The sequence below is a fragment of the uncultured Acetobacterium sp. genome, assembly GCF_927416815.1.
Lineage (GTDB): Bacteria > Bacillota > Clostridia > Eubacteriales > Eubacteriaceae > Acetobacterium.
On record NZ_CAKMJU010000087.1, the window covers coordinates 23,261 to 34,511 of the forward strand.

Below are 11,251 nucleotides of genomic sequence, written 5' to 3' on the forward strand. Positions count from 1 at the left end.
AGGAGAAGACCATGATCATTATTGGAGAAAAAATTAACGGCGCGATTCCCTCAACCGCCAAAGCCATTGCTGCCAAGGATGCCCAATTTATTAAAAACCTGGCGATTAAGCAGGCAGAAGCCGGAGCAGATTTCATCGATGTCTGCGCATCCGTAGATGATGACATCGAACTGGAAACCATGAAATGGCTGATCGACATTGTTCAGGAAGCGGTGGATACGCCGATTGCGGTTGACAGTCCCAATGTCTACACCTGCATCGAGTCGATGAAATACTGCAACAAACCAGGACTGTTTAATTCCGTTTCATTAGAAGGCGACAAGGTTGATGTGGCGTTTAACGCCATCGCCGATACCAAATGGGAATGCGTCGCGTTGTTAAACAGCGACAAGGGGATTCCGAAAACTGCTAAAGACCGGCTGGATGTTTTTGCCGATCTGATGGTGAAGGTTAAAGAATACAACATCGACCCATCACGGATGCATATTGATCCCTTGATTGAAATGCTCTGTACATCCGAAGACGGCATTACCATGGTAACCGAAGTCATCCGTGGCATTAAAGCCCAATATCCGACCATTCATGTCACCGGCGCAGTCAGCAATATTTCCTTTAATCTGCCCGCCCGCCGAATTGCCAACCAGGCCTTTGCCGTATTGGCCATGAGCACCGGCATGGACAGCTTCATCCTCGATCCGCTCAACAAGGATATGATGGGAATGCTGTTTGCCACTGAAGCGATGATGGGCGAAGACGAATATTGTATGGAATACATCGGCGCCTTCCGCGAAGGCATTTTTGTAAAATAAGTGCATTAAATTTAAATCAAAAATAAAAGGAGAAAATCTACATGTCAAAAATAGCAGAAGTTAAAAATTTAGTCGAAACCGGTAAATCAAAGAAGGTGGCAGCAGCCGTTCAGGAAGCATTGGACGCTGGCGATAAAGCACAGGATATCCTGGATGCGATGATCGCTTCCATGGGTGTGGTTGGTGATAAATTCTCATCCGGCGAAATCTTTGTCCCGGAAATGCTGATTGCCGCCAAAGCCATGTCAAAAGGGGTAGAAGTTTTAAAACCAGTCATGGCAGGGGATGGCTCCAGCTCATTAGGGACCTGCATCATGGGAACCGTGGCCGGCGATCTTCACGATATCGGCAAAAACCTGGTTGTGATGATGCTTGAAAGCGCTGGCTTTGATATGGTTGACCTGGGTGTTGACGTTCCAGCGGAACGATTTGTGGAAGCGGCTAAAGAAAATAAAAATGTTGTTCTGGTTGCCTGTTCCGGTCTGTTGACTACAACCATGCCAGCTTTGAAAGAAGCGGTTCAGACCATTAAAGCGGCAATACCTGAGATGAAAGTCATCGTCGGCGGTGCCCCTGTTACACAAGAATATGCTGACGAAATCGGTGCTGATGGTTATGCACCGGATGCCGGAAGCTCGGCAGCCAAGGCTAAGGAAATCATTGGGGCATAAGGGATAGTTTTGGCCATAAAATAATCAAAAATTAATAAATACTGTCAATAGTTAATCTTAAACCCCTATTTAAGATTGACTATTTTCGATGTTCAAAAGCATAACCAAAACTTATCAACAGCTTTGCCTTTTTGAATTATCTTTTTTTTAGAAAATTCGTTATAGTGGATAAGATTCTTTTTTAAAAGCATCGGAAATGAAAACGTTTATCAAAATTGATGCTGTTGTGTCAACCAATTGAAATGTTAAAATTTCCTGAGCAAAATTATGATACGAGGTAAAAAATTATGAAGAATAACAAAAGAAAATGGATATTTCAATTAGGCATTCCAATTCTTGCGATCTATTTATTGATTACTTGTATGGCTTTAGCTATTTTTAGTCAAAATAGTTTGCCGGAGTCTTCAATGCTTAATCAGCCACTGATCATCCTGGCAATTTTGGGCATTGGTCTATGTTTAAATTTAGGTTCATTGATTATTCTGTCATCAAAATATTACAAACGTTCATCAAAAATAGCTGGCATTTTGGAACACCTCACAGACGGCGCGGGAAACCTTGAATTGAGTGCGATTGAAAATGACCCAGATGAATTAAGTCAGGCTGTTATGACGTTGGTAAGTAAAATGCAGATATATTCAGATGCAGCAAGTCAATTAGCAACCGGAGAACTTTCGCTTGAAGCGCTGCCAATATCAAATAATGACGTATTGGGAAGAAATCTTATTTTAATTGGTGAGTCCCTATCCATACTGGAAGGCGACACTAAAAAATTATCCGCCATGATGGATCCTGACGATGTTAAACCAGCTGCCGCGAGTCTTTCAGGAATCTATTTGTCTCTGTTTGATAATATTAGTAGAATAGTCACTCAAAATTCGGCCAAAATTGAACTGTATGAGCATGCCATGGATGCCATACCGTATCCCATGCACATTCTGGATACCAATTCCCATTGGCTGTTTTTTAATAAAACCCTGGAGAATTCACTTTTGCAGGCCGGCATTATTGAAAACCGGGAAAGTGCCTATGGCAGAAAAGCTTGTGAATTTGGGGTGGAACATTGTAATACCGCAGAATGTCCGGAAAACTGCAGTATTTATCAGTTGGTTAATAACGGCATTACTACCTTTGACTTTGAATTTTTAGGCGCATACCTGCAAAAGAATTCCCGATTGATCACCAACAAAAAAAATAAAAATCTCGGTTTTCTAGAAATAACCATGGATCTGACATCAATGGTGAGTATCAATCGATACACAGAGGCCGAGGTTTCACGGCTCAAAGAAAACCTGCTGCTTCTAGCCGATGGCGATCTGAACTTTGATCTGACGATCGGTGAAGGCAATCAATACACGGCCGAAATAAAAGAATACTTCGGGGCAATCAATACGAGTTTAGGTGTTGTCAAAGGGTCTGTTGGGGATCTGATTGGCGAAGCCAACATGCTGTTAGACTCCATTATTAAAGGAAAGCAGATAAAAGCTGATGAAACACGTTTTAGAGGCTCATGGCAAACCATTATTTCCGGGATGAACAACATCCTGATGGAGATTGCTAAGCCCTTTGATGAGATTTCGACAGTAATGGATGCCATTTCGATAGGAAATTTAAGTACCAGCATCACGGGACACTACGAAGGCGGTTTTGACCAGATGAAACAATCGGTGAATGGCACGGTTGCACAATTAAACAGTGTTATTGAAGAAATTTCTGCGGTTACCCGGGAAATTGGCAATGGTAACCTTGATATCGACGATATTCAGGCGTATAGCGGCGACTTTGTCGGGATCTCAAATGCTCTGAATGAGATTATCAAAACATTAAATACCTTGTTAAGTGAAATCTATACGGCGGCCTTGCAGGTCAGTTCAGGTGCCAACCAGGTAGCGGCCGGCAGCCAGTCGTTAGCTCAGGGTGCCACTGAACAGGCCAGTTCCATCGAAGAATTGACCGCATCAATCACTGAAATTGCCGATCAGACCAAGGAAAACGCCAAAAATGCCAATAAGGCCCGGGAACTAACCGGGGTTGTTCGTGAAAATGCCGATATTGGCAACGGTCAGATGACTGAAATGCAAAACGCCATGATTGATATCAATCAATCATCCAAAGACATATCCAAAATCATTAAAGTGATTGACGACATTGCTTTCCAGACCAATATTCTGGCTTTAAATGCCGCCGTTGAGGCAGCCCGGGCCGGTCAGCATGGCAGGGGTTTTGCGGTAGTGGCTGAAGAGGTCCGAACCTTGGCGGCCCGCAGCGCCGAAGCGGCAAAGGAAACCACCCGGCTGATTGAAGGTTCCATCGATAAGGTTCAACATGGGACGCGAATGGCCAACGAAACCGCAACGGCGCTTAATGATATTGTCAATGGCATTGGCGAAATCACTGATCTGATGGGAAATATCGCCCTGGCATCAAACGATCAGGCAACCGGCATCGCCCAGATTAATGCCGGCATTGATCAGGTGGCCCAAGTGGTTCAGCAAAACTCAGCAACCTCGGAGGAGAGTGCTGCTGCCAGTGAAGAGCTTTCCAGCCAGGCGGAACTTTTAAAAGAAACCATCCATCAATTTACCTTAAGAAAGTAAAATAATAATCAATAAAAGTTATCTGTTTGTCTGCATGCAGACAAATTTCAGATAGCTTTTTTATTCTGTAAACTTATATTGTAGCCAGTTCGCTATTGGGATAGCAGAAAAATCGCAATCTATGATTGAATTGAAGTAAAAACAAGATGCTTCATAAATTTGGCATTGTGTGGAAAACAAACGAATGATAAAATTGGAGCAAAGAATGCAATTTTGAATGATCATCCCAGCGAGGTGGAAAATGGATTTCAGAAAATTGGAGTATTTTATAGCGGCGGTTGAGCACGGCAGTTTTACCAAAGCGGCTCAGGAATGCTTTGTCTCCCAGACGGCCATGAGCCAACAGATGGCCGCTATGGAACAGGAACTGGATTTTCAATTGTTTGACCGATCCGGTTATCGTCCGACCTTAACCTTGGCCGGCAAAGCTTTTTATGAAGCCAGCAAGCGGATAATTGAGGATTACGAACAAGCAGTAACAAAGGCCAAGGCCTTAAAAAATGGGTTTTCAGGATCATTGCGAATCGGCGTATCCGGTCCGGTTGAAAAACGTTTTTTGCCGGAGGTGTTAAGTAAATTTGTCGCCCATCACCCAGAAGTGAATCTTGAACTGTATGAACTCAGCTTTAGAAAATTATCAGAGAAAATAAGAAATAACGAAATTGATATCATGTTCGGACTGGCCAATGAAATTCAGACCTATACCCAGATTGAGATCACAACCTTATTCACCAGCACCCTATGCGTCATTGTCTCAACCAGTCACCCCTGGCATGATCGCTCGGAAATCTATGGCAATGAATTGAAATCTGAGAAGCTGATTATTTTTTCAAAAACCTATGGACCCAAGTATCATGACTCTTTTTTCAGGAGCTGCGAACAGGACGGTTTTGAACCGAATGTTATTAAAGAGGTCGATAATTTTGATGAAATGATTTTATTGGTCAGTGCCAATAAAGGAATTACCATTATTTCTGAGGAAGTGCTGACCGAAGCTTCCGGAATTCACAGGATAAAACTGATCGAAACCCATCATCATTCCGAATTCTGCATGGCGCGAAATAAAAATGATGATAATCCCCTCATTGATGAATTTATGCAATTGATTATCAAAAAGAGTAAGGAGGGAGCAAGTGCTTGAATCGACAAACCCTGGAGTATTTTATCGCATTATCCGAAACTTTAAATTTCACTGAAGCGGCAAGACGCCAGTTTGTTTCACAAACGACCATCAGTCGTGCCATCAAACAATTGGAAAAAGAGATTGGTTTCGCACTTTTTGAAAGGTGCACCACAAAAGTACAACTCACTGCAGCGGGTAGCGATTATTTAACCAGTGTGAAATCGATACTGAAATTATACGATAAAGCAGTTGAAGATGGCGTGCGTTTAAGTTATAAAGAAAACAATGTCTTAAAAGTGGGCTTTTCTAATGATCTGGGCTTTGAGTATGTAACTGAGGTATTGAAACCATATCAGCAGAAAAATGAAAATGTCGAAATCGTTCTGCAACAAGGTACACCGGCACAATTGTTGACCCAAATCAACGATGGAACTTTGGATATTATTTCGGTCTTTAAAGCCGAACTGCAGGATGAAAAAGGAATCAATTCATTAAATGTCTGTCAATATAATGTAAAAGTTGGTGTGGGGCCATTTCATCGGTTTGCAGGACGAGAAGCGATTACAGCATCTGAACTTAGAAATGAGAAAATTATTGTGCCCAAAAGGGAAAGCTTTCAGAAGCATTATGATTATATTCTAGAATGCTGTCGTCAGGATGGCTTTGATCCGATAGTCATCGAAGTCGATTCGTTTGAAACCCAGTTACTGTTAACTGAATTGGGAAGGGGTATTTCTTTCTATCCTGATTCAGATGGGCTGACGAAAAAATATCAGACGATCACGTTTTTGAAAATTAATCAGACGCATCATCAGTACAACATCGAGTTTGCCTGGAATCAGGCGAATAAAAATCCTTGTCTTAACGCATTCCTCACTACAGCGCGAGACAAAAATTAAAGAGGTCACAAAAGCCTGGTACTTATGCATTTTTAGCATAAGTACCAGGCTTTTTAATCGTTAGACAACGGCGTTAATTTTAATTACGATAGAAGCGTTGAAGATGACAACAATACTATTATTTTATTTTGTAAGGCAGAGATTTAATGAAAAAATTTGAACAATTATTTTCGCCAGTAGTACTGGGAAACAGACAGTTTAGAAACCGGATTTTTGCAGCGCCAATTGGGCTAGAATACTATCCCGACGAGCGATTGCATCCGGGGGATGAATTTATCGCTTATTTTGAAAGAAAGGCTCAGGGCGGAGCGGCCACCGTCAGCATTGGTTCAGCAATGGCCGATAATGCCAGAGGTGCCATCGGTCCGACCATCAGACTGGATGATCCCACCGCTTTGTCGCCTTTATACAGACTTTCTCAATGTATCAGCAGGCACGGCGCTGTTGCCGATATTGAACTCCAACACTGTGGGGCAAATTCATATCACAGCAAGTTTGGTCTGGGAAATGAGATTTTTGGCGCCTTTGATTCGGTTAATGGTTTAGGGATGGAGATTCCGCAAATGCCGGAAGAAGTTATTTTTGAGATCATCAAGAAATTTGGCGATGCGGCACAAACCGCCAAACATTGCGGTTTTGGAATGGTAACCATCCATGCTGGTCATGGCTGGATGTTTAACCAGTTTCTTGGACCCCATAACAATCGTCGGGACCAGTGGGGTGGTTCCATGGAAAATCGGGCCCGCTTTGTCAATGCGGCCATTGCCGACATCAAGAAAAAGTGCGGTCGTGATTTTCCAGTTTGCGTTCGGATTAGCGGAGCAGAGCTTTTTGAAGGCGGTTATGACATTGACTATGGCGTTGAGATTGCCAAACAATTAGATGGCCATGCGGATCTGATCAACGTTTCGGTAGGCGCTCACGAAGAAACTTCGGTGTTTACCATCACTTCCCCCAGTATGTTTTTAGATGATGGAGCCAATGTAAAATATGCGGCAGCTGTGAAAAAAGTCATCCGCCATTCTAAAATTGCAACGGTAGGTGCGTTGGCTGAACCGGAGCTGTTGGAAGAGATCATTGCATCAGGAAAAGCCGATGTGGTGATGTTGTGCCGTCAATTAATGGCTGATCCGGACACCCCGGTTAAAGCCCAAATGGGACAGGATAAAAAAATTCGCAAATGCATTCGTTGCTTTGAATGTTTCTCGGCGCACTTCACAAAGTTAACAAGCATTTGTGCCATCAATCCAGAAATTGGTTTTGAACGGGAAGTAAAATACAATCAGGTATTGCCTCAAAAGAAGAAAAAAGTATTGATTGCTGGTGGCGGCATCGGTGGCATGCAAGCGGCTCTAACTGCTTATGAACACGGCCATGAAGTCATTCTTTGTGAAAAATCAAATGAATTGGGCGGTGCTTTGCGCTGTGAGAAAAAAGTACCTTTCAAGCAGAACATGCAGCAATATTTGGATTCACAAAGCGCGCTGATTGAAGAAGCGGAAATTGACTTGCGCATGAATACCGAAGTTACACCCGAATTAGCTAAAGCCTTAAAACCAGATGTTATCATTGCTGCGTTGGGCGCAAAAGCGGTGATGCCCAATATTCCCGGTATTGAAGGTAAAAACGTTATGGATGCAGATGCGGGATATCTGGAGGCCGAGAAAGTTGGCGAAAAAGCAGTTGTTCTTGGTGGCGGATTATCCGGGATTGAGTTGGCCATTTATCTTTCCCAGTTAAGGAAAAAAGTGACCATTATCGAAATGTCCAACAGTTTGAACTTTTCAAACAATGTCATTCACTCAATGGCCATTAACAATGAAATCATCAAGTATCAAATCGAGGTGGTCACTTCAACCAAAGCCGTCGAGATTACTGAAAAAGGTGTTATTGGTGAGTTTGTTGGCGACACATTTTCAGAAGAACAATGCTGTGATACCATCGCAAAAGGAATGTTGGTATCGGCCGTGACCCAGGCCAGTTTAAATCAACACTACGAAATTGGCAAACAGAGCCTTTATGAAGCGGACACGGTGATCTATGCGCTTGGACAGAAACCGCTGCGAAAACAGTCAAATGAATTGAGAAACTGCGCACCATTATTCTTTGAACTTGGCGATTGTGTTGAACCTAAAAATGTTTATACGGCCAATGCCACCGCCTATACCATTGCCCGGGATATCGGACGTTATTGATAAAACATCATAAGTAAACCTGATTATCATCTTTGCCTCTTTGAATTATCTTTTTGGGTAGAAATTCGTTATACTTGTCTTAGTTAGATAAATAACAAACAAGGAGAAACGAATTAATGGGAAAAATAATTATGACTGGTGTTGACGGTAATTTTGGCGGTTGCTCCGCACGCAGTATTTTAAAAAAGGTATCAAAAGATCAACTGATCTTTACAACCCCAAACAAGGATGTCATTAAACAGTATCAAGAACAGGGCGTCGAGACCCGATATGCGGATATCTTTGATAAAGAGACATTATTAAAAGCCTTTGCAGGGGGAGAGGTACTACTGCTAATCTCTATGCCTTTTGTTGGTGAGCGCCGAAGAACTGCTCACAAGAACGCGATTGATGCTGCCGTTGAAGCGGGTGTGAAAAAAATTGTTTATACCTCCATTGTCGGTGCCGGCGAAGAAGACTGTGATACCTATGAAGTTTCAGATCATAAAATCACCGAAGCTTACCTGAAAAGCCTTGATATTGACTGGATCATCTTACGGGATTCCCAGTATGCCGAGGCAATGGTATCGGTGTTTGAACAAAGTGCCGCCGAAAACGGTGTAATGGCCACTAACATGGGCAATGGGCACATGGCCTTCATTTCACGGGATGATTGTGCCGAAGTCGCTGCCTGTGTGGCGGCCGGGGCTGGCGAAAACAATACCATCTACGATATCAGTGGACCGGAAGCGATGACCATTACCGAATTCTGTAAAATCGGCAGCGAAGTCACCGGCAAAACGGTTACCTATCAGGAATTGACTGACGACGAGATGTACGCCTTCTTCGATTCTATTGGTGTGCCGAGAAATACCGAAGGTGAATGGGCCGAAACAGCCAAGAACTTTCCCTTCTGTTCCGATGGGATGGTGACCTTTGGCCGGGCCATCCGCTTGGAACAGATGAACGCCTGCTCCAAGGATGTAGAAATGCTGATTGGCAGAAAACCATTATCAGTCCGGGAAATCTTCGAGGATCTGGAAAATCACCGGATTGGTAGCCGAACCTCAACTGAAAATTAACAAAGTTAGAAAAGAAAAAAACAGCATTATCCAATTAATGGAGATGCTGTTTTTTGTTTGTCTTTATAAAAGGAATACAAATGATTTCTTATTGCGGTACATTTCGCAATAAAATTCCACAGGACAAAAACAATTGAAACATCATGTCGTCCTGGAGCATCTCATAATTCAGACCCGTGAGCTTTTGAATGTTTTTTAAACGATAAACCACGGTGTGGCGATGGATCTTGAGTGAATCAGCGGCCGCGGTAATGTTTTTGCCGTTGGCAATATAGGCTCTAAGACATAAAAGCAACTCGTGGGTATAGGGATCCTGCTGATTCAAGCTTTTAAGCTGGGGGACAATGAGCACATCGAGTTTGGTGTGGAGATCAAGAACCGTTAAAATATGATCGGCATAAATGTCATTAAAACAGATAATTTCACAAGCAGCATCATTGGCGTATTCGTTGGCTATCTGACACTGCAGATAGGCCAGATTAATTTCATAGATATCATTAAAAACCATACTCTTCGTCGCTTTGAATTCGCGTTTGGCTAAGAAATCCAGAATCAGCTCATGGAACTGTTTTTTATTTTCAGGTTCGAGATTGTAATCACAGACGAGAATCAGTGACTCAAACAAAAAAATCAGCTGATCTTTAAACAATCGGGAAAGCTGATTAGAGTAACCCTGAGTGCTGAAATCCGAATCAATAATTTTTCCGGCAGGGCTAAAGCACCATAAGGCATAAGGTTCCGCGATCTTGCGGTCTTTTAAACCTAAATGATGGGCGAGGATATGGGGATCGACGTATTTTTCTTTAATCAAACGGTAGAGATACCAGGGGGTTTCCAGATTTTTGCAAAATTCGTCATTCACCTTTAGGGCATTTTCGATTATTTGCTGAGCCAGCCACAGGTTGGCATATTCGGACTTTGTCAGCGGACTGATCAGTTCCGTCATCGCCAGTGATCCGAACAGCTGGCCATTGACAAGAATCGGCGCAATCAGGCGTTTGATGTTTCCAAACGTATCCGGGGACTGATAATAAAAGGGCTGGTGCTGGGTTCTGAACTTTTCGCTGAGATTGATACTGTCAACCTCTTTTAAAGAATAGCCTTTTTCCAGAACGTGAGCCCAGATCGCATCCAATTTATCCAGATTCATGTTACTGATGCGCATCAGCAGCCCCTGGGAATCGTCAAACAAGGCCGCCGGGTTTTTAAGATACCGGCAGGCTTCGTCCAGGATGGCCTGGAGCGTCTGGCCGTTAAAAATCGCTTCGTTAATGTGTTCCAGCCATCGTTGATAGCGGTCAAAAATCGCCTGAACCGCGTCAAACAGCTCACCGGCATCGGTTTGCGAAGGTATGATGATAACCGACCAATGGGGGTCGAGCAGGGCTTCGTCAATCGGACCCAGACAGATAAAGGACAATGATTTTGGCGATTGCAGGTCAGCTAATTGTTTTGCATCGCTGAGATAGAGCAATTCCTCACTCAGGTCACAACCACCCTCAGGGCGATAAAAGCGGATACCAGTGAGGTTTAATAAGATGGTTTTACCCGAAATTAAATGCGTATCCGGTCTAGCGATCAGTTCAAAAATAATATCAATGCTCAGTTTCATGAGGAACTCCTTTTGTCTTGTACAAATTTGTATAACAAACGCACTTATTTTTTTATTATATGGACAATGACTTTAAAGTGCAAGTTAAATATAATAAGGACAAATAAAATATTGAGAAGGATTTCATTATCACTTCTCAATCAAAAGCAATCTGGTAATATGTCAAGCGGTTATTTTTTAATGACAGAAACAAAAGATTGAGAAAGGGGTAACTTTAATAAACCCTGGTGTTTTCAAGAAAAAAACAGGTAAAAGAAAAAAGTATTTAGTTGATGTCAGCAACT

At 42.7% G+C, this 11,251-nt stretch carries 8 protein-coding genes; 7 read left to right on the forward strand and 1 reads right to left on the reverse strand.

Going from position 1 to position 11,251, the window contains the following annotated elements:
• The first annotated feature begins 11 nt into the window (after nucleotides 1-11).
• From QZ998_RS12155 to QZ998_RS12185, 7 genes are all read left to right on the forward strand, one after another.
• Nucleotides 12-809 (forward strand): methyltetrahydrofolate cobalamin methyltransferase, encoded by a 798-nt coding sequence (locus tag QZ998_RS12155; protein ID WP_296560963.1) that lies wholly within the window; start codon nucleotides 12-14, stop codon nucleotides 807-809.
• A gap of 41 nt (nucleotides 810-850) precedes the next feature.
• Nucleotides 851-1,480: a corrinoid protein gene (locus QZ998_RS12160; RefSeq protein WP_296560965.1), complete on the forward strand. Its 630-nt coding sequence runs from the start codon at nucleotides 851-853 to the stop codon at nucleotides 1,478-1,480.
• A 287-nt stretch (nucleotides 1,481-1,767) separates the two neighbouring features.
• Nucleotides 1,768-4,077 (forward strand): methyl-accepting chemotaxis protein, encoded by a 2,310-nt coding sequence (locus tag QZ998_RS12165; RefSeq protein ID WP_296560967.1) that lies wholly within the window; start codon nucleotides 1,768-1,770, stop codon nucleotides 4,075-4,077.
• 241 nt (nucleotides 4,078-4,318) lie between these two features.
• Nucleotides 4,319-5,218, forward strand: a complete 900-nt coding sequence (locus QZ998_RS12170; RefSeq protein ID WP_296560969.1) for a LysR family transcriptional regulator — start codon at nucleotides 4,319-4,321, stop codon at nucleotides 5,216-5,218.
• Nucleotides 5,215-6,099 carry a LysR family transcriptional regulator gene (locus QZ998_RS12175; protein ID WP_296560970.1) on the forward strand — a complete coding sequence of 295 codons (885 nt, stop codon included), beginning with the start codon at nucleotides 5,215-5,217 and terminating at the stop codon, nucleotides 6,097-6,099. Before QZ998_RS12170 ends, QZ998_RS12175 begins: the two co-directional genes overlap by 4 nt.
• A 146-nt stretch (nucleotides 6,100-6,245) precedes the next feature.
• Nucleotides 6,246-8,294, forward strand: coding sequence for an FAD-dependent oxidoreductase (locus tag QZ998_RS12180; RefSeq protein WP_296560972.1), 2,049 nt, complete (start codon nucleotides 6,246-6,248; stop codon nucleotides 8,292-8,294).
• Between the two features lie 116 nt (nucleotides 8,295-8,410).
• Nucleotides 8,411-9,355 (forward strand): NmrA family NAD(P)-binding protein, encoded by a 945-nt coding sequence (locus QZ998_RS12185; RefSeq protein WP_296560973.1) that lies wholly within the window; start codon nucleotides 8,411-8,413, stop codon nucleotides 9,353-9,355.
• Nucleotides 9,356-9,443: 88 nt separating this feature from the next.
• On the opposite strand, the gene QZ998_RS12190 is transcribed toward QZ998_RS12185, so the two are convergent.
• Nucleotides 9,444-10,967, reverse strand: a complete 1,524-nt coding sequence (locus QZ998_RS12190; protein ID WP_296560975.1) for a helix-turn-helix domain-containing protein — start codon at nucleotides 10,965-10,967, stop codon at nucleotides 9,444-9,446.
• Nucleotides 10,968-11,251 lie beyond the last annotated feature (284 nt).